This is a genomic window from Streptomyces sp. S465 (genome assembly GCF_026898115.1).
GTDB lineage: Bacteria > Actinomycetota > Actinomycetes > Streptomycetales > Streptomycetaceae > Streptomyces > Streptomyces luomodiensis.
The window spans coordinates 6,734,358-6,754,229 of record NZ_CP114036.1; the positions used below are offsets into that span (position 1 = coordinate 6,734,358).

The following is a 19,872-nucleotide window of genomic DNA, read 5'->3' on the forward strand; positions in this document are numbered from 1 at the left end:
GGGGCGCGCGGTCAGCCGCTGAGCAGAAGGGCCGCCAGGGCGCCGACCCGGTTGGTGGTGATGGCGTCGACGCCCGCCCCCAGCAGCCGGGACATCGACCGCCGGGTGTCGGCGGTCCAGGCGGAGACCAGCAGCCCGTCGGCGTGATGGCGGGCGACCAGCTCCCGGGAGACCAGCCCGAAGCGGTAGTTGAGCCACCGGGGGCGCAGCGCGGCCAGCAGGGTCGGACGCGGCGGGGCGAGCGTGGTCCAGGTCAGCGCGATCTCGGCGTCCGGGTCCGCGCGGCGCACGGCGTGCAGGGCCGCCAGGGCGCCGCAGTAGTACACCCGGTCGCCCGCCCCGCTCTCCCGGACCTGGGCGACGGCGGCGGGCGCGGCCGAGGCGTCCGGCAGGTCGATCAGCAGCCGGGCCGAGCCGGCGCACGCGAGGGCCTCGCGCAGGGTCGGGACGCCGCCTCCGGTCAGCTGCCGCACCTCGTCTGCGGTCAGCCCGGACAGCGGCCGGTCGTGGCCCCACAGCCGCTTCAGCGTGGCGTCGTGCAGCAGTACGGGGACACCGTCCCGGGTCAGCCGTACGTCGATCTCGACCGCGCCGGCGCCCGCGCTCAGCGCGGAGCGGATCGAGGGCAGGGTGTTCTCCCGGCACACATACGGGTCGCCGCGGTGGCCGACCGGGACGCACCCCGCCCCCGCCGACCTCATCGGCCCGCGACCGCCGTGTAGGCGTCGATCTCCGCCGTGAGCCGCGCCTTGCCCTCGGCGTCCAGGAAGGACGCCTCGACGGCGTTCTTCGCGAGGGCCGCGACGCCCGCCGCGTCCAGGCCGAGCAGCCGGGCCGCGACCCCGTACTCGGTGTTGAGGTCGGTGCCGAACATCGGCGGGTCGTCGCTGTTGATCGTGACGAGCGCCCCGGCCTCGACCATCTGCTTCAGCGGGTGCTCATCGAGGGTGGCGACGGCGCGCGTGGCGATGTTGGAGGTCGGGCAGACCTCCAACGGAATGCGGTGCTCCGCGAGATGGGCGAGCAGCTTGGGGTCCTGCACGGCGCTGGTGCCGTGGCCGATGCGCTCCGCCCGCAGCTCGGTGAGGGCGTCCCAGATCGTCTGCGGCCCGGTGGTCTCGCCCGCGTGCGGCACGCTGCGCAGCCCGGCGGCGATGGCCCGGTCGAAGTACGGCTTGAACTGGGGGCGCGGCACCCCGATCTCCGGGCCGCCGAGGCCGAAGCCGACCAGGCCCTCGGGGCGCAGCTCACAGGCGATGCGGGTGGTCTCCTCGGCGGCCTCCAGGCCGGCCTCGCCGGGGATGTCGAAGCACCAGCGCAGCACGGTGCCGAACTCCGCCTCGGCGGCCTTACGGGCGTCCTCGATCGCCTCGACGAAGGCGGTGTCCGGGATACCGCGCCGGGTCGAGCTGTAGGGGGTGACGGTCAGCTCGGCGTAGCGGATGTTCTGCCGGGCCATGTCGCGGGCGATCTCGTAGGTCAGCAGCCGGACGTCATCGGCGTCGCGGATCAGGTCCACCACGGAGAGGTAGATCTCCACGAAGTGCGCGAAGTCCCGGAAGACGAAGTAGTCGACCAGGGCCTCGGGATCGGTGGGCACCTTGGAGTCGGGGTGGCGGGCGGCCAGCTCGGCCACGATGCGCGGGGACGCGGACCCCACATGGTGCACATGCAGCTCCGCCTTGGGCAGTCCGGCGATGAAGGTGGTGAGATCGGCCAACGAAACCTCCGTAAGACGGCCGCCGACGGCGGGTTCCGGTCATCGTATTGGGTGGCGCCGACGGGCCGGCCACAGGCCGTAGCATGGGCGGACGTCTTTGTGGGGGAGCTCCATGGCCGACCAGCACGACCCGTCCGGGCCGCAGGATGAGCCGCGGCGACCCGGGCAGCCGAAGCCCGAGCCGCGGGACCGCGATCCCTGGGCTCCGCCGGCGCAGCGGGTCGCGGGGGACGGGCCGGACAACGGCACGATGGGCGAACAAGGCGAGCAAGCCGAACAAGGCGAACGAGGCCGGCCGACTCCCCGGCCCGCGGTGGCCGAGCAGCCGACGCTCACCTCCCACCCCGCCATGCCGAGGCCGACGCCCCCGATGCCTGCGCCGCCCCCGCCCCCGGCGAGCCCCGTACGGCCGTCGGGCTCCGCGCCCCCGCCGAGCGCGGTGCCCCCGCCGCCGCCCGCGCCGACCGGCCCCGGCACCCCGAGCGCCTACCCGTCCGGGCCGTACGGACCGGCGGGCCACGGCCAGCCCGGATACGGGCAGAACGGATACGCGCAGGCCGGGTACGGACAGAACGGTTACGGACAGCAGGCGCCCGCGTCCTATCAGCAGGCCCCGTACGGCGCGGCGGCCGGCCATCCCGGCTACGGCTACCCGGGCACCGCCTACCCCGGTTCCGGTTACCCCGGTGCCGCCTACCCGGCCGGGGCGTACGGCCAGGGCTGGCCCGGTGGCACCTATGTGCCGAACAACGGCCATGGCACGGCCGCCCTGGTGCTCGGCATCATCGGCCTGATCCTCTTCGCGAGCGTCGCCTTCGGCATCGTCCTCGGTGTGCTCGCGATCATCTTCGGGCTGCTCGGCCGTGCCAAGGCGGCCAGGGGCGAGGCGAACAACGGCGGTTCGGCGCTCGCCGGGGTGATCCTCGGAGTGGTCGCCGTGGTGGCGAGCGTCGCAGCGCTCTTCGTCTATGTCGCCGTCTCGGACGACGACTCGGACAGCGATGACGATCCGGGCTATGCCAGGGCCCCGGCCGCGGTGGTGCTCCCGCTCGCCGATATCAGCCGCTGACGCGCCTCCATCAGCGCGAAGCCCAGCAGATTGAGCCCGCGCCAGCGGGCGGGGTCCGCGGCCCGCTCGTCGTCCGCCGCGAGTCCGATGCCCCACACCCGGTCCACCGGGCTCGCCTCCACCAGCACCCGCGATCCCGTGCCGAGCAGATAGGCGCGCAGCTCGGGGTGGTGGCCGAACTTGTGCACATTGCCCTCGACCACGAGATCGAAGCGACGGCGCCGCCACGTCTCCTCGTCGAAGCCGCGCACCGCGCGGCCCGCGTCCTTGGCCTGCTTGGGGTGGGAGGCGCCGAGCGCTCGCCGCTCGGCCTCCGCGTCGCCGAACAGCCGCGCCTTGCCCGCCATCATCCAGTGCTCGGCCGTCGCATAGGTGATCCCGTCCACGGTGAACGGCGAGGGCCACCACTGGCTGAAACACCCCGAACCCACGCTTCCGTCCGGCCGGGGCCGATGGCCCCAGAACCAGAGGTACTTGACGCGCTCACCGCGCGCCGTCCGCTCGACCAGCTCCTCGACCGACCGGGGACCCCCGTCCGCCGCAACCGATTCCGCCGCCCCGTTCGTCTCCATGCCCGGGATTCTCGCATCCGCCACCGACAGCGCCGCCGACCTGGGCAGTTGAGCTGCCCAGGGATAAGTCGTGCTCATAACATTGCCCGGACGTTCATCAGGAGGGGAGACCGACGATGTCCAGCAGCACGCCCGGTCCGCAGCAGGGGCCGTACGACGCCGAAGCCAATCCTTACGCCACGCCCACGCCCCCGGCCCAGCCACCGCAGTACCCGGCCCAGCCGCCGCAGTACCCCGGGGCCGGCTACCCCGCCGCGCCGCCCGTCTACCCCGGGGCGGCCGGAACGCCGATGCACATGAACAACGGCATGGGCACGGCCGCGCTGGTCTGCGGCATCGTCGGCCTGGTCTGCGGGATCACCTACTTCCTGTGGGTCTTCGCGATCATCCTCGGCATCCTGGCGATCATCTTCGGCGCCGTCGGCAAGGGGAAGGTCGGCCGGGGGGAGGCGAACAACGGAGGCTCGGCGACCGCCGGTCTGGTCTGCGGAATCATCGGCATGGTGCTCCCGGCGATCTACCTCGCCGCGCTGGACGCCGCCCTCGACTCCATCTTCTAGTCCGAGTTCGCCGTCCGCGCTTCCCATCCGCGCTTTCCACCCGGGCTCTGATCACTGAATCCGTCGCGAAACCAAAAAGCAACAACGGAATCCCTTGTTGAAGCGAAGGCTCTCTGTCAGGATCAGCCTTCGATTCCGGTTGGAGCTACGCCGCCCGCCCTGGGCGGACCGGCGGAGGAGAGCACGCGATGGATCAGCGGTTCGATGTGACGGAGCGGTTCGCCGAGGGCGCGCAGTACATCGCGGGCCGGCTGCGCCAGGGCGGCTCCGAGAACACGCACCAGGTCGTGGATCCGGCCACCGGCGAGCGGGTGTTCGACTACCGGCTCGCCGGTCCGGCCGATGTCGACGCCGCCGTGGCCGCCGCCGAGGCGGCCTTTCCCGTATGGGCGGGCGCCACGCCCGGCGAGCGGTCCGACGCCCTGCACCGCTTCGCCGCGGCGCTCACCGAGCGGGCCGACGACCTCGCCCATGCCGAGTCGTCGCAGTGCGGCAAACCCATCAAGCTCAGCACCGAGTTCGATGTGCCCGGCACCATCGACAACACCGCCTTCTTCGCGGGCGCCGCCCGCCACGTGGAAGGCAAGGCCGCCGCCGAGTACAGCGGCGACCACACCTCGTACGTCCGCCGCGAACCCATCGGGGTCATCGGTTCCATCGCGCCCTGGAACTACCCCCTCCAGATGGCCGCCTGGAAGGTCCTCCCGGCCATCGCCGCGGGCAACACCATCGTGCTGAAGCCCGCCGAACTGACGCCCCTGACCTCGCTGATGTTCGCTCAGGCGGCCACCGAAGCGGGCCTCCCGGACGGTGTGGTCAACGTGGTGAGCGGCACCGGCCCCGAGGCGGGCGAGCACCTGGTCTCCCACCCCGCCGTGGCGATGACCTCCTTCACCGGATCGACGGCGGTCGGCAGACGCGTCGCCGCCCTCGCCGCCTCCACCGTCAAGCGGATCCATCTCGAACTCGGCGGCAAGGCACCCTTCGTCGTCTTCGACGACGCCGACCTGGAGGCCGCCGCGCACGGCGCCGTCGCGGGCGCGCTGATCAACACCGGACAGGACTGCACCGCGGCCACCCGCGCGTATGTGCAGCGCCCGCTGTACGAGGCGTTCATCGCCGCGGTCGCCGATCTCATGGCGTCCGTACGGCTCGGCGACCCGTTCGACCCGCACACCGACCTCGGCCCGCTGGTCTCCCACGCCGGGCGCGACCGTGTGGCGGGCTTCGTGGACCGGGCCCGCGGCTACGCCACCGTCGTCACCGGCGGTACCGCCCCGGGCGGCGCACTCGCCAAGGGCGCGTACTACCGGCCCACGCTCATCACCGGCGCGCCCCAGGACAGCGAGATCGTCCAGTCCGAGATCTTCGGCCCGGTCCTCGTCGTCCTCCCCTTCGACGGTGACGACGAGGGCATCGCACTCGCCAACGACACCCCTTACGGTCTCGCCGCCTCCGCCTGGAGCCGCGATGTCTACCGGACGGGCCGCGCCTCCCGGGAGATCCGGGCGGGCTGCGTCTGGATCAACGACCACATCCCGATCATCAGCGAGATGCCGCACGGCGGGATGCGGGCGTCCGGCTTCGGCAAGGACATGTCGGTGTACTCCTTCGAGGAGTACACGCAGGTCAAACATGTGATGGTCGACAACACCGCGGTGGTCCGCAAGGACTGGCACCGCACGGTCTTCGGGGACCGGCGGACCTGACGGCGGGGGCCGGCGGACCTGAACGCGCGGCCCGCCCCTCCGTGGCCTCGGCCGGCCGCCACCGGCCAACACCCTCGAAAGGCACAGCCCATGGATGCACGGCACGAGCCCGAGAGTCTGTCCCCACCTCAGACAGCCGCGATACGGCGCTCCCTGACCAGCGGCCGTATGGCGGTCACCCGCCGCTCCCTGCTGCGCGCGGGAGGCGCCGGGGCGATCGCCGTCGGCGGGCTCGGGACGCTCAGCGGCTGCGGAATCCCGCCCGCCGGGCGCACCGAGGCGGACAACTCCGCCGATGACCACTCCGCCGAGGAGAAGAAGGTCGTCTTCTCCAACTGGACCGAGTACATGGACGTCGGCAAGGGCAACCGCCACCCGACCCTCGACGCGTTCCAGCGCCGCACCGGCATCACGGTGAAGTACACCGAGGACATCAACGACAACGTCGAGTTCTTCGGCAAGATCAAGCCGCAGCTCGCCGCGGGCCAGGACACCGGCCGCGACCTGATGTGCGTCACCGACTGGCTGGCCGCGCGGATGATCCGGCTCGGCTGGATACAGCCCCTGGACGCCGCCCAGCTGCCCCATGCCTACACCAACCTGGCGAAACCTTTTCGCACCCCGGACTGGGACCCGGGCCGCGTCCACTCCTACCCGTGGACCGGTATCCCCGCCGTCATCGCGTACAACAAGAAGGCCACCGGCGGCCGTAAGGTCACCTCCGTCTCCCAGCTGCTGGACGACCCGAAGCTCAAGGGCCGGGTCGGATTGCTGACCGAGATGCGCGACACCGTCGGGCTGACCCTCCTGGACATGGGCAAGCGCCCCGAGACGGTCACCGCCGACGAGTACGACGCCGCGATCGCCCGCCTCCAGAAGGCCGCCGACCGGGGCCAGATCCGCCGCTTCACCGGCAACGACTACACCGGCGACCTCACCAAGGGGGATCTCGCCGCCTGTATGGCCTGGGCCGGGGATCTGATCCAGCTCCAGGCGGACAACCCCGAGATCGCGTTCGCCATCCCCGACGCCGGCTATATGACGGCCACGGACAACCTCCTGATCCCGGCCAAGGCGCGCCACAAGAGGAACGCCGAACGGCTCATCGACTACTTCTACGAGCCCGAGGTCGCCGCGAAGATCGCCGCCTACATCAACTACGTCTGCCCGGTCGACGGGGTACGCGACGAACTCGCGAAGATCGACAAGGCGCTGGCGGACAATCCGCTGATCCTCCCGGACGACGAGATGGCCCCCAAGTCCCATGCCTTCCGCTCACTGTCGAGCACGGAAGAGGCGGCATTCGAGGACAAGTTCGCCAAGCTCACCGGCGCCTGACAAGCGAGGAAGCGCACCCCATGACCCAGCCCAGCTCCGGCGGCGACGTCCGGCTCGACCGGATCAGCAAGACCTACGGTTCCTTCACCGCCGTCCACCCACTCGATCTGCACATACCCGCCGGCTCCTTCTTCGCCCTGCTCGGCGCCTCCGGCTGCGGCAAGACCACCACCCTGCGCATGATCGCGGGCCTGGAGGAACCCACCACCGGCACGGTCCGCCTCGCCGGTAAGGACGTCACCGGCCTCCCGCCCTACAAGCGGCCGGTCAACACGGTCTTCCAGAGCTACGCCCTCTTCCCGCACCTCGACATCTACGAGAACGTCGCCTTCGGACTGCGCCGGCGCGGCATCACATCGGTGCGGAAGCAGGTCGGCGAGATGCTGGAACTGGTCCAGCTCGGTGACTTCGCCCGCCGCAGACCGCAGCAGCTCTCCGGCGGCCAGCAGCAGCGCGTCGCCCTCGCCCGCGCGCTGATCAACCACCCCCAGGTGCTGCTGCTCGACGAGCCGCTGGGCGCGCTCGACCTCAAGCTGCGCCGTCAGATGCAGCTGGAGCTCAAGCGCATCCAGACCGAGGTCGGCATCACCTTCATCCATGTCACCCACGACCAGGAGGAGGCCATGACCATGGCCGACACGGTCGCGGTGATGAACGGCGGCCGGGTCGAACAGCGGGGCGCCCCCGCCGAGCTCTACGAGAACCCCGGCACCACCTTCGTCGCCAACTTCCTGGGCACCTCCAACCTCATCGAGGCCGAGCTCACCGACAAAAGCGGCGGCGACCTCGTCCTCACCGCCCCCGGCGGCAGGCTCTCGCTGCCCGCCGACCGATGTAGCGCCCCCGTCCGCACGGGCGGGAAGCTGCTGGTGGGGGTGCGTCCCGAGAAGATCACCCTCACCCACGCCGAGGACGCCGACACCGTTCCCGAGGGGCGCAACCGGCTCACCGGCCGGATCGCCGACACCAGCTTCACCGGCGTCTCCACCCAGTACGCCGTCACCACCCCCGGCTGCCCCGAACTCGCCGTCTACGAGCAGAACATCGAGCGCGACGCCCGCCTCGTACCCGGCGCCGAGGTCGTCCTGCACTGGAACCCCGCCCACACCTTCGGCCTCGACGCGGCGCAGAACATCGACGCGGGTACGGAGTGGGACGAGGAGGCCCCATGAGCGTGTCCCGGCGCGCCGCGCGGACGCCCCTCCGCGAGAACGCCGTCCGCAAGCGGCTGGTGCCGTACTGGCTGCTGCTCCCCGGCATCCTCTGGCTGCTGGTCTTCTTCGCCGCGCCGCTGGTCTACCAGGCGTCAACGTCCGTCCAGACCGGATCACTCGAAGAGGGCTTCAAGGTCACCTGGCACTTCTCGACCTACTGGGACGCGCTGAGCGCGTACTACCCGCAGTTCCTGCGCTCGGTGCTGTACGCCGCCACCGCCACCGTGCTGTGCCTGCTGCTCGGCTATCCGCTCGCGTATCTCATCGCCTTCCGGGCGGGCCGCTGGCGCAATCTGCTGATGATCCTGGTCATCGCGCCGTTCTTCACCAGCTTCCTCATCCGCACCCTCGCCTGGAAGACGATCCTGTCCGACGGCGGCCCGGTGGTGGGCGTGCTCGGCTCGCTGCACGTCCTGGACGTCACCGCGCACCTCGGGATCACCGAGGGACAGCGGGTGCTGGCCACACCGCTCGCGGTGGTCTGCGGACTGACGTACAACTTCCTGCCCTTCATGATCCTGCCGCTCTACACCTCCCTGGAGCGCATCGACGGCCGGCTGCACGAGGCCGCCGGGGACCTCTACGCGCGGCCGGTCACCACCTTCCGGAAGGTGACCTTCCCGCTGTCCATGCCGGGGGTCGTCGCGGGCACGCTGCTCACCTTCATCCCCGCCGCGGGCGACTACATCAACGCCGAACTGCTGGGCTCCACCGACCAGAAGATGATCGGCAACGTCGTCCAGTCGCAGTTCCTGCGGGTACTGGACTATCCGACGGCCGCGGCGCTGTCCTTCATCCTCATGGCGGCGATCCTCGCGATGGTCACCGTCTACATCCGCACGTCCGGGACGGAGGACCTGGTGTGATGCCCCTGACGCGCTGGATACGGCGGAACCTGGTGGTCCTCGCGGGGCTCGGCACCCTCGGGTATCTGCTCCTGCCCAACGTCGTCGTCCTGGTCTTCTCCTTCAACCAGCCCAACGGCCGCTTCAACTACGCCTGGCAGCGGTTCTCCACCGACGCCTGGACCCATCCGTGCGGCGTCGCCGACCTGTGCGGCTCGCTCTCCCTGAGCCTGAAGATCGCGGTGTGGGCGACGATCGGCGCGACCGTGCTCGGCACGATGATCGCCTTCGCGCTGGCCCGCTACCGCTTCCGGGCCCGCCCCGCCGTCAACAGCCTGATCTTCCTGCCGATGGCGATGCCCGAGGTCGTCATGGCCGCCTCGCTGGCCACCCTGTTCCTCAACATGGGCGTGGGCTTCGGCTTCTGGACGATCCTCATCGCCCACATCATGTTCTGCCTGAGCTTCGTGGTGACGGCCGTCAAGGCGCGGGTGATGTCCATGGACCCCCGGCTGGAACAGGCCGCCCAGGACCTCTACGCCTCACCGGCGCAGACCTTTGCGCGCGTCACCCTGCCGATCGCCGCGCCCGGTATCGCCGCGGGCGCGCTGCTGTCCTTCGCGCTCTCCTTCGACGACTTCATCATCACCAACTTCAACGCCGGCTCGACCGTGACCTTCCCCATGTTCGTCTGGGGATCCGCACAGCGCGGTACGCCCGTACAGATCAATGTGATCGGCACGGCGATGTTCGCGGTCGCGGTGGTGTGCGTCCTCGCCGGCCAACTGGTCGGCGCCCGCCGCAAGAGGAGCTGAGAACAGGAGCTGAGAACCATGGCCCCGGACGCCATGACCCGCTCGTCCGGGGGCGCCGACGCCCCCGTCCCGTCCCGTTCGTTCCCTCTGAAGGCCCTGGCCGACGCCGCGTACCGGCCGTACTGGCTGGACGACCCCGGCAGGCCCCGCCCCCGCCCCGCCCTCGTCGGGGACGAGCACTGCGATCTGCTCGTCGTCGGCGGCGGCTACAGCGGACTGTGGACCGCCCTGATCGCCAAGGAGCGCGACCCCGGCCGCGAGGTGGTCCTGGTCGAGGGTCAGGAGATCGGCTGGGCTGCCTCCGGACGCAACGGCGGCTTCTGCGCCGCCTCCCTCACCCACGGCCTCGGCAACGGCGCCGCCCGCTGGCCGGAGGAGCTGGCCCAACTCGAACGGCTCGGCCACCACAACCTCGACGCCATCCAGTCCGCCGTCGACCGCTACGGCATCGACTGCGACTTCGAACGCACCGGCGAGATCGATGTGGCCACCGCACCTCACCAGGTGGCGGAGTTGCGCGAGACCGCCGCACAGGCCGCCGCCCTCGGCGTCGAGCCGCCCGAGTTCCTCGACCGCGACACGGTGCGCGCCGAGGTCGACTCGCCCACCTTCCTGGCCGGGCTCTGGGACCGCCGGGGCGTGGCCATGCTGCACCCCGCCCGGCTGGCCTGGGGCCTGGCGCGGGCCTGCGCCGGGATGGGCGTACGGATCTACGAACACACCCCGGCCGAACGGCTGGCGAGCACCGGGGCGGCGATGGCCGTCCGCACCCCTTACGGCCGGGTCCGCGCCCGCCAGGTGGCGCTCGCCACCAACGCCTTCCCCTCCCTGGTGCGCCGCGTCCGCCCCTACATCGCCCCCGTCTACGACCATGCGCTGATGACCGAACCGCTCACCGCGGAACAACTCGACGCGATCGGCTGGCGGCGACGACAGGGGCTCAGCGACACCGCCAACCACTTCCACTACTTCCGGCTCACCGCCGACCGGCGCATCCTGTGGGGCGGCTATGACATCGTCTACCGCTACGGCGGACGGGTCCGCACCGAATACGACCACCACCCCGCCACCTACCGCACCCTCGCCCAGCACTTCTTCCGCTGCTTCCCGCAGCTGGAGGGCGTGCGCTTCAGCCACGCCTGGGGCGGCGCCATCGACACCTGCTCACGCTTCTCCGCGTTCTTCGGCCGCGCTCACGGGGGGCGAGTGGCCTATGCCCTCGGTTATACGGGCCTGGGTGTCGGGGCGACCCGCTTCGGCGCCGAGGTGATGCTCGATCTGCTCGCCGGGGAGCGCACCGAGCGCACCCGCCTGGAGATGGTGCGCAGCAAGCCGCTGCCCTTCCCACCGGAGCCGGTGCGATGGGCGGGCATCGGGATCACCCAGTGGTCGATGACACGGGCCGACGAGAACGGCGGACGCCGCAATCTGTGGCTGAAGGCCATGGACAAGGTGGGGCTGGGCTTCGACAGCTGAGGTGCTGAGGTACGGGCACGGACGGGGCAGGCGCGGGCGATCTGAGGTTCAGTCGTAGTCGTGGCTCTCAGCTGCCGTGGCTCAGTCGCCGCCCCTCAGCCGGCTCATCCGCGGCACGGCCCACAGCAGCGGACCGGACAGACACCAGCTCGCGACGGTGTCCAGCGGCCAGTGGTAGCCGCGCCGGACCAGCCCGGCCGCCACGGCGAGGTTCAGCACGGCGACGGCCACCAGGAGGGGCCGCCGCAGCCGCGGGCGCAGGAGGGGGAGGAGGAGCAGCGCGGCCGCGCCGTAGGCGACGGCGGCCGTCGCGGCGTGGCCGGAGGGGAAGAACCCGGTCTCGCCCGCCAGCGGGCCGGGCGGGCCGGGGCGGTCGACCAGCGCCTTGAACGGAACGACCAGCGCCGGGACCGCCACCATCGCCACCGCGGCCGTCAGCGGCGGAAGCCACCAGCGCGGCGCCCCCGCGCGCCGGGCGCGCCACGCCACCCAACCGGCGGTGACGGCGAGGACGGGGACCGCCACCGCCGTATTGCCGAGGTCGGCGAGGAATTCGGCGACGGGGGAGGGGAACGGCGAGCCGGCGATCGCGCGGCCGAGGCGTTCGTCGTAGGCCCGCAGCGGGCCATGGGCGGCGATCTGCCAGGTGCACAGCGCGAGCAGCGTGAGCGACGCGATCAGGGCGAGGGGTGTGACGAACGACGCCCATGGCGTGGAAGGGGCCCACGGAGTGGAGGGGGCCCACGGTGTGGAGGGGGAGAGGACAGTCGGCGACCCCGGAACAGGGGGGGTGGTTCCGGGGCCGCCGTGGTGACCGGTGTGCCGCGCGCCCCGGGGGGTTTGGGGCGGGCGGCCGTCCGATCGGTGAGGAGATCCGGAGCCGGAGGCTCCAGTGGTGTGCGCGAGGGCACAGCCGGGTCGGGGCTGGGGAAGCACCGGCTCGGCGTCGCCCGCAGTCCCCTGCGAGCGGGGTGTTTCTCTCATCTGGAATGACCGTACGGCAGCGCGGCCGCGCCGGACAGACCGATCACCCACCTGTCATCGGCCCCGCACATCTTCTTCACTCCACCCATCGAGCACTCACAGTCACAGCTCGGCGAAGGCGCCCTCGAGGATGTCCAGGCCCTCGTTCAGAAGGTCCTCGCCGATCACCAGCGGCGGCAGGAAGCGCAGCACATTGCCGTAGGTTCCGCAGGTCAGCACCAGCAGCCCGGCCGAGTGGCAGGCCTTGGCGACGGCGGCCGTGGCCTCGGGGTCGGGGTCCTTGGTGCCGGACTTCACCAGTTCGATGGCGATCATGGCGCCGCGGCCGCGGAGGTCGCCGATGATGTCGTACTTCTCCCGCAGCGCGGCGAGGCGGCCCTTCATGACCTCCTCGATCCGCTTGGCCTTGGCGTTGAGGTCCAGTTCGCGCATCGTCTCGATCGCGCCGAGCGCCGCCGCGCACGCCACCGGGTTTCCGCCGTAGGTGCCGCCGAGTCCGCCGGAGTGCGCCGCGTCCATGATCTCCGCACGGCCGGTGACGGCGGCGAGCGGCAGACCGCCCGCGATGCCCTTGGCGGTGGTGATCAGGTCCGGCACGATGCCCTCGTCCTCACAGGCGAACCACTGGCCGGTGCGGCAGAAGCCGGACTGGATCTCGTCCGCGACGAAGACGATGCCATGGGCCTTGGCGAACTCGGCGATCTGGGGCAGGAAGCCCTTGGCGGGCTCGATGAAGCCGCCCTCGCCGAGGACCGGCTCGATGACGATCGCGGCCACGTTCTCCGCCCCGATCTGCTTGCTGATCTGATCGATGGCCTGCGCCGCGGCCTCCTCGGCACAGTGCTCCGGGCCGGTCGGCCAGCGGTAGGGGTAGGCGAGCGGAACGCGGTAGACCTCGGGCGCGAAGGGGCCGAAGCCCTGCTTGTACGGCATGTTCTTGGCGGTGAGCGCCATGGTGAGGTTGGTCCGGCCGTGGTAGCCGTGGTCGAAGACGACGACCGCCTGGCGCTTGGTGTACGAACGGGCGATCTTCACCGCGTTCTCCACCGCCTCGGCGCCCGAATTGAACAGTGCCGACTTCTTGGCGTGGTCACCGGGCGTGAGCCGGGCCAGCTCCTCGCAGACCTCCACATAGCCCTCGTACGGCGTGACCATGAAACATGTGTGCGTGAAGTCCGCCAGCTGCGCGGCCGCCCGGCGCACGACGGCCTCGGCGGAGGAGCCGACGGAGGTCACGGCGATACCGGAACCGAAGTCGATCAGCGAGTTGCCGTCCACGTCCTCGATCACACCGCCGCCCGCACGCACGGTGAAGACCGGCAGCACACTCCCCACCCCACCGGCGACCGCCGCGTTCTTACGGGCGAGCAACTCCTGCGACTTCGGGCCGGGAATGGCGGTGACGACGCGGCGCTCCTGGGGGAGGGACGGGCCTCCGGACAGTTCGGTCATGAGGGGCTCCAGGGAAAACGGGGGTCTTAGTCGCAGGCTAGGGGCGCGGCGACGGAGGAGGCATGTTCCGTTGGGGAGCGGTGCGGATGCCGCATTGTCCGCGGTGGCCATAGCCTTCATGTCCGCTTACGGACCCCGCGAGCGAGGCCGTACCGCCCGGGTCGGTGAACTCCCCGCGCGGGAACACTAGATTGAGCGGTGGCGCGACAGCCGAGGAACAGCCGGTCAGGGGGCAAGGGGCAGGACATGGACACCGAGGGCACGTTCGACTCACGCAGCACACGCCACAATCCGCCCCCACCTCCGCCTCCGCAATCCCCGCCCTCCTTTCCCACCGCCCCGCCGCCGATGCCGCCGACCGCGCCCCCGGCGCCCCCTGGCGCCGCTCCGGTGCCCGGACCGCCCGCCCCCCCGTCCTTCGTCGCCTGGCTGCGAGCCCCGCGCCCCGAGGCGGGGCCGGGGGTGTGGACGTACGAGCACAAGCCGAAGGCGCCGGAGGAGCCGGACCGGATTCCAGGGCGGCGGCTGCTCAGCGGAGCCCTGATCTCGGCCCTGTGTGGCTGGCTGGTGTGGTCGCTGCTGTGGAACGGGTATCTCGGCGGTTATTGGCTGTGGCCGCTGGCCCTCCTCACGCCTGACTCCTGGGCCGAGACCGGCAACATGGCCTACGTCATAGCGACGTACACCTACTACGGCGTCTTCCTCTGCGCCATTGCCGTGATCTTCGGCCGCGTCGGCCACTGGTCCGAAGTCTGGCGCCGCTACATTGCGCCCCTCTTCCGGCGGGCCTGGGATGAGCCCGCCCCCGGGGCGGGCGGTGCGGTGGGGCCGGAGGGGGACCCCGTCGAGTGGCCGCACTTGCGGGCCGCGGGGGCGCACAGTGCGGCTGATCGGTTGGCGGCGGAGGCGCGGGCCGGGGCGATGAACGACGTCGACCAGGCCCGGATCGAGTACGCCTGGCAGTCCGTGCGGGCCGGGAGGAACTCCCTCGCCTCGTTCACCGACACCGTGCTGCGCCACGGCGCCGCCTCGTACGGCCATCCGTCCGGGGCGCGGGATCTGCCCGTCCGTACGGCGCGGCATGACCTTGTCGCGCATCAGGTGCGCCTCGGTACCGCCGCCGACGACCGCCGCAACCCTTACCAGCACCGAGGAGTCGGGATCGCCCTCGATCCCGAGGTGCTCGGCACCTCGCTCCTGGCCGTCGGGCCGCCCGGTTCGGGGAAGACGGGGCGGATGGTGCGGCCCGTTGTGGAGTCGCTGTGCCTGCAGGCGCTCGCCGGGCAGGTCGCCGTCGTGGCGGTCGGGGCGGCGGGGGCCGGACTCGGGGCGGATGAGGCGTTCGACGTCGTCGTGAAGATCGGCCGGTCCGACTCCGTCTACGACTTGGACCTCTACGGCGGCACCACCGACCCCGACGAGGCCGCGGGCATCCTGGCCGAGGCCCTGATCGGCGACATGGCCGCCTCGCTGCCCGGCGGGGACAGCCGGCGCGCCGCCACCGCGCTGGCCCAGCTGCTCGGCCCCTACCGCGCCGCCCACGGCCGCTTCCCGTCCGTCCCGGATCTGCGCGAGCTGCTGGACGGTTCCAAGACGGCCATCAACGCGCTGCGCGAGGCGCTGGACGAGGCGGGCGAGCGGGCGCAGGCCCGCGAGCTGGAGGCACGGGTCCGGCAGTCCGGTGCGCCCGGGGACGTGGGCGCGCTGCTCGCGGACCGGATCGCGCTGCTGGACCGGCCCGCGTTCGCGGAATTCTTCACCACCGACGGCGACCGCCGCCCGTTCTCCCTCCGCGCTCTCGAACATCCCCTCCGGGTGCGTATCGATCTGCCCGAGCGCGGCCATGCCGAGGCGTCGCGGATGCTCGCGCGGCTGGTCCTGGCACAGTTCACCGAGTGCGCCGTGGGCCGCGCCGACCGTTCGCTGTTCGCCTGCCTGGTCCTTGACGACGCCTCGCACACCATCACCCCCGAGGCCCTGCGCGGTATCCAGCGGCTCCGCTCCGCCCACGCGGGCGCCGTGCTCACCCTCCGCACCCTCGACGACGTCCCCGAGGCGCTGCGCAGCGCGCTGCTCGGCGCGGTCGGCTGCCGGATGGCCTGCGCCGGGGTGACGACCTGGGACGGGGCGCGGTTCGCGGAGGTGTGGGGGACGGAGTGGGTGGAGACCCGGGACGTCACCGACCGGCAGATCATCGCCGAGGAGCCGTTCACCAAGGTGCTGCACTTCATCCGTAAGGTCGTCACCGGCAAGGCGGTGACCACGCAGTCGGTGACCGTACGGACGGTGGAGCGCGAGCGCTGGTCCGCCTCGGAGCTGGCCCACGCGGTGCCCGCCGGGCACGCGGTGCTGTCGGTGACCTCCGTAAGGGGCGAGAGCGGGCCGCCGGTGCTGGTGGACCTCCGCGGATGACCGGTCGCTCCTATGGGTTCTCGGTCCGGGGTCCCTTACGGTCAGGTTGGTGGCGGAATCACGCCGTCATTTCCGCAGATTCCTCCATTGAGGCAGAATCGGTAGGAGCCGTTCATACGGGACGGTGAAGTCGTCGCATTCGCATCGAAGGTGCCATGCCTCCCACGCTCGCCTCGCTCGTCCGCCACCCTGGCCTCAAGCTGTCCGTGCTGGCGGGCGAGGACCGGCTGGAGACGCCCGTGCGCTGGGCACATGTCAGCGAGCTCGCCGACCCCGTGCCCTATATGGAGGGCGGCGAGCTGCTCCTGATCACCGCGATGCAGATCGAGGCCGAGGACCCGGACGAGATGCGCCGCTATGTGCGGCGGTTGGTGGGCGCGGGCGTGGTCGGGCTCGGCTTCGCGCTCGGCGTCAAATACGCCGAGGTGCCGCCCGCCCTCGCGGCGGCGGCCAAGGAGGAGGGGCTGCCGCTGCTCGGCGTGCCCCGCCGCACCCCCTTCATCGCGATCAGCAAGGCGGTCTCCGCGGCGATAGCCGCCGACCAGTACCGTGCTGTGACCGCCGGGTTCGAGGCGCAGCGCGAGCTGACCCGCGCCGCCATCGGGGCCGAGGGGCCTGCCGCGCTGCTCGCCCGGCTCGCCTCCCATGTCGACGGCTGGGCCGCGCTCTACGACGCCTCCGGCGCGGTGGTCGCCGCCGCACCCGACTGGGCCGCCCGCCGCGCCGCCCGGCTCACCGCCGACGTCGAGCGGCTCCGCTCCCGCCCCGGCCCGGCGAGCATCGTGGTCGGCGGTGTCGGCGGTGTCGGCGGCGTCGGCGGAGCCAGGACCACGGGCGCGGAAGCGGCCGAGGACACGGCCGTCGCGGACCGGGTGGAGCTCCAGTCGCTGGGCACCGGGCGGCGTCCCCGCGGTGTGCTCGCGGTCGGCACGGGCGCGCCGCTGGGCACCGCCGAGCGCTATGCCGTGCACTCGGCGGTCGCGCTGCTGACCCTGACCACCGAGCGTTCCCGCGCCTGGCAGGAGGCCGAGCAGCGGCTCGGCGCCGCCGTGCTGCGGATGCTGCTCGCGGGCGAGCCCGACCACGCGCGGGCGGTCGCCGGACCGTTGTACGGCGGGCTGCTCGACGCGCCGTTCCGGATGCTCGTCGCCGAGGTGCCGTCCGGCGGCGCGGCCCAGCAGACGCACGCGACGCCCTCCGGCACGGGCGGAGTCCCGGCGGAGCACCCCGCGGAACCCGCCGCCGCGAGCGCGAACGCGGGCACCAGAACGGGATCGGGCACCAACGTGACGGGCACGGGCATCGGGACGGGAACAGGCGCGGGCGCGGCCGTCGGCGAACCGGAGGCGGCCGATCCGCTCGGCACCCTCGTCGACACCATGGAGGCGGCCGCGGCCCGCACCGGCGAGTCGTTGCTGGTCGTGCCCGACGGTGAGCGGCTCATCGTGCTGGCCCCGGACGGCGGGGCGGCGGCCGCGGCCTGTGCCGAGCACGCCCGCGCCGTGGAGAGCCGCCGCGGTACGAAGGCCCGCCCCCGCGACCGAGGCGCCGCCGCGCCCCAGGGCGACGAACTCGTCATCGGGCTGTCCGCCCCCGCGGGCCCCATCGCCGCCGCGGCCGCCTACCGCCAGGCGGAGCAGGCGCTGTCGGTGGCGCGCCGCCGCGGCCGGATGCTGGTTGAGCATGAGCAGGTCGCGGCGGGTTCCGTACTGCCCCTGCTCGCCGACGACGCCGTCCGGGCGTTCGCCGACGGCATGCTGCGTGCCCTGCACGAGCACGACGCCACCGGCCGGGGTGATCTGGTCGCCTCGCTGCGCGCCTGGCTCTCCCGGCACGGCCAGTGGGACGCGGCCGCCGCCGACCTCGGCGTCCACCGCCACACCCTGCGCTACCGGATGCGCCGCGTCGAGGAGATCCTGGGCCGCTCCCTGGACGACCCGGACGTCCGCATGGAGCTGTGGCTCGCCCTCAAGGCCACCTCGGTCTGAAGTGCGCCGACACCTCGGTCTGAAGTGCGCCGGCACCCCGGCCTGAACCCGCACCGAGCAGGCCATAGCGCGATAGCGCCATAGCGGAGCACGTACGGCCCCGACTGCTACGTCCCGGACAAGCGCCGAGCGGGCCGGGCCCGCCTACGGTGGGAGGGGAGACACCATCGCAGAAGGTTCAGAAGGGTCGGGATCCACTGTGCCGGACACAAACGAAGCTGCCACCCACGCGTTCTGGCTCGCCGGCCGCAAGGCGACGGGCGAGGACACGCTCGAGGTCACGTCGCCCTGGGACGGCCGCCGCGTCGGCGTGGTGAGCGTTCCCACCGACGCGCAGATCGAGGAGGCCGTCGCCGCGGCCGACGCGGTGCGCGAGGAGTTCGCCGCGACCCCCGCGCACGTACGGGCGGCCGCGCTGGACCATGTGTCGCGCCGGATCGCCGAGCGCACCGAGGAGATCGCCCGGCTGATCGCGGACGAGAACGGCAAGCCCCTCAAGTGGGCGCGGGGCGAGGTGGGCCGTGCCGTGTCCGTGTTCCGGTTCGCGGCCGAGGAGGCCCGCCGGTTCAACAGCGGGGAGGCCCAGCGGCTGGACACCGACGCCGGTGGCACCGGGCGGCTCGCGCTGACCCGCCGCTTCCCGCGCGGCACCGTGCTCGGCATCGCGCCGTTCAACTTCCCGCTGAACCTGAGCGCCCACAAGGTCGCCCCGGCCATCGCCGTGGGCACTCCGATCATCCTCAAGCCGGCCCCGGCGACCCCGCTGTCCGCGCTGGTCCTCGGCGAGCTGCTGGCCGAGACCGAGCTCCCGGCGGGCTCCTGGAGCGTCCTGCCGGTGCCCAACGACCGGATGCCCGCGCTGGTCCAGGACGAGCGGCTGCCGGTCATCTCCTTCACCGGCTCGGAAAAGGTCGGCTACTCGATCAAGGAGTCGGTGCCGCTCAAGCACTGCACCCTGGAGCTCGGCGGCAACGGCGCCGCGGTCGTCCTGTCGGACTACTCCTCCGACGCCGACCTCGACTGGGCGGCCACCCGCATCGGCACCTTCTCCAACTACCAGGCCGGCCAGTCGTGCATCTCCGTGCAGCGGGTGATCGCGGACGCGGCCGTCTACGAGGAACTCGTGCCGAGGATCGTCGCGGCGGTCGAGGCGCAGGTCACCGGCGACCCGACCGATGACGCCACCGACGTCGGCCCGCTGATCAGCGAGGACGCCGCCAAGCGCGTCGAGTCCTGGGTCGAGGAGGCCGTCCGGGCCGGTGCGAAGCTGCTGACCGGCGGCAGGCGCGAGGGCGCGAGCTACGCCCCGACCGTCCTCGCGGACGTCCCCGCGGACACCACGATCGCCTGCGAGGAGGTCTTCGGTCCGGTGCTCACCCTGCACAAGGTGACCGGTGAGGACGAGGCGTTCGCGGCCGTCAACGACTCCAAGTACGGCCTCCAGGCAGGGGTCTTCACCCGCGAGGTGCGGACCGCCTTCCGCGCCCACCGCGCGCTGGAGGTCGGCGGCGTGATCATCGGCGACGTGCCCTCGTACCGCGCCGACCAGATGCCGTACGGCGGTGCCAAGAGGTCCGGTGTCGGCCGTGAGGGCGTGCGGTTCGCGATGGAGGACTACACCTACGAGCGGGTCATGGTCCTCACCGGCCTCGACCTCTGATCCGCCTCGCCGGATCCCGTACCGCCGGGCCCCGCTCCTGCTCCGCCGCGGGGGCGGG

16 protein-coding genes are annotated in these 19,872 nt (G+C 72.1%); 11 read left to right on the top strand and 5 right to left on the bottom strand.

Features of this window, described 5'->3' with window-relative positions:
• Positions 1-11: 11 nt before the first annotated feature.
• Both N6H00_RS28595 and N6H00_RS28600 read right to left on the bottom strand, forming a co-directional pair.
• Complete coding sequence (locus N6H00_RS28595; protein ID WP_268974692.1) at positions 12-701, bottom strand: glycerophosphodiester phosphodiesterase; 690 nt, start codon at positions 699-701, stop codon at positions 12-14.
• Entirely contained in the window at positions 698-1,720 is a 1,023-nt protein-coding gene (locus tag N6H00_RS28600; RefSeq protein ID WP_268974693.1) for an adenosine deaminase, read from the bottom strand. The genes N6H00_RS28595 and N6H00_RS28600 overlap by 4 nt, the downstream gene beginning before the upstream one ends.
• Positions 1,721-1,832: 112 nt before the next feature.
• On the opposite strand from N6H00_RS28600, the gene N6H00_RS28605 reads away from it, so the two are divergent.
• Entirely contained in the window at positions 1,833-2,789 is a 957-nt protein-coding gene (locus N6H00_RS28605; RefSeq protein ID WP_268974694.1) for a DUF4190 domain-containing protein, read from the top strand.
• Here N6H00_RS28605 and N6H00_RS28610 read toward each other — a convergent pair.
• The gene (locus tag N6H00_RS28610; protein WP_268974695.1) at positions 2,735-3,361 is read right to left on the bottom strand and encodes an NADAR family protein; all 627 of its coding nucleotides are present in this window, start codon (positions 3,359-3,361) and stop codon (positions 2,735-2,737) included. The two genes, N6H00_RS28605 and N6H00_RS28610, sit on opposite strands and share 55 nt — an antisense overlap.
• Positions 3,362-3,477: 116 nt before the next feature.
• On the opposite strand from N6H00_RS28610, the gene N6H00_RS28615 reads away from it, so the two are divergent.
• From N6H00_RS28615 to N6H00_RS28645, 7 genes are all read left to right on the top strand, one after another.
• Positions 3,478-3,921, top strand: a complete 444-nt coding sequence (locus tag N6H00_RS28615) for a DUF4190 domain-containing protein (protein ID WP_268974696.1) — start codon at positions 3,478-3,480, stop codon at positions 3,919-3,921.
• A gap of 188 nt (positions 3,922-4,109) precedes the next feature.
• Positions 4,110-5,630: a gamma-aminobutyraldehyde dehydrogenase gene (locus N6H00_RS28620; protein WP_268974697.1), complete on the top strand. Its 1,521-nt coding sequence runs from the start codon at positions 4,110-4,112 to the stop codon at positions 5,628-5,630.
• A 90-nt stretch (positions 5,631-5,720) separates the two neighbouring features.
• Positions 5,721-6,968 (top strand): polyamine ABC transporter substrate-binding protein, encoded by a 1,248-nt coding sequence (locus tag N6H00_RS28625; RefSeq protein ID WP_268974698.1) that lies wholly within the window; start codon positions 5,721-5,723, stop codon positions 6,966-6,968.
• 20 nt (positions 6,969-6,988) lie between these two features.
• Positions 6,989-8,140 (top strand): ABC transporter ATP-binding protein, encoded by a 1,152-nt coding sequence (locus N6H00_RS28630; protein WP_268974699.1) that lies wholly within the window; start codon positions 6,989-6,991, stop codon positions 8,138-8,140.
• Positions 8,137-9,048, top strand: coding sequence for an ABC transporter permease (locus N6H00_RS28635; protein WP_268974700.1), 912 nt, complete (start codon positions 8,137-8,139; stop codon positions 9,046-9,048). Before N6H00_RS28630 ends, N6H00_RS28635 begins: the two co-directional genes overlap by 4 nt.
• Positions 9,048-9,842 carry an ABC transporter permease gene (locus N6H00_RS28640; protein WP_268974701.1) on the top strand — a complete coding sequence of 265 codons (795 nt, stop codon included), beginning with the start codon at positions 9,048-9,050 and terminating at the stop codon, positions 9,840-9,842. The genes N6H00_RS28635 and N6H00_RS28640 overlap by 1 nt, the downstream gene beginning before the upstream one ends.
• Before the next feature lie 18 nt (positions 9,843-9,860).
• Positions 9,861-11,318, top strand: a complete 1,458-nt coding sequence (locus tag N6H00_RS28645; protein WP_443073061.1) for an NAD(P)/FAD-dependent oxidoreductase — start codon at positions 9,861-9,863, stop codon at positions 11,316-11,318.
• An 81-nt stretch (positions 11,319-11,399) separates the two neighbouring features.
• Here N6H00_RS28645 and N6H00_RS28650 read toward each other — a convergent pair whose 3' ends face one another.
• Positions 11,400-12,302: a phosphatase PAP2 family protein gene (locus N6H00_RS28650; RefSeq protein ID WP_268974702.1), complete on the bottom strand. Its 903-nt coding sequence runs from the start codon at positions 12,300-12,302 to the stop codon at positions 11,400-11,402.
• 102 nt (positions 12,303-12,404) lie between these two features.
• On the bottom strand, positions 12,405-13,754 hold the full coding sequence (gene gabT, locus N6H00_RS28655) for a 4-aminobutyrate--2-oxoglutarate transaminase (protein ID WP_268974703.1): 1,350 nt from the start codon (positions 13,752-13,754) through the stop codon (positions 12,405-12,407).
• Positions 13,755-14,000: 246 nt separating this feature from the next.
• Between gabT and N6H00_RS28660 the strand changes: the two genes are divergently transcribed.
• From N6H00_RS28660 to N6H00_RS28670, 3 genes are all read left to right on the top strand, one after another.
• Positions 14,001-16,166, top strand: a complete 2,166-nt coding sequence (locus N6H00_RS28660; RefSeq protein ID WP_268974704.1) for an ATP-binding protein — start codon at positions 14,001-14,003, stop codon at positions 16,164-16,166.
• 155 nt (positions 16,167-16,321) lie between these two features.
• Complete coding sequence (locus N6H00_RS28665; protein WP_268974705.1) at positions 16,322-18,154, top strand: PucR family transcriptional regulator; 1,833 nt, start codon at positions 16,322-16,324, stop codon at positions 18,152-18,154.
• Between the two features lie 199 nt (positions 18,155-18,353).
• Positions 18,354-19,814, top strand: a complete 1,461-nt coding sequence (locus tag N6H00_RS28670) for an aldehyde dehydrogenase family protein (RefSeq protein ID WP_268974706.1) — start codon at positions 18,354-18,356, stop codon at positions 19,812-19,814.
• The last annotated feature ends 58 nt before the right edge of the window (positions 19,815-19,872 follow it).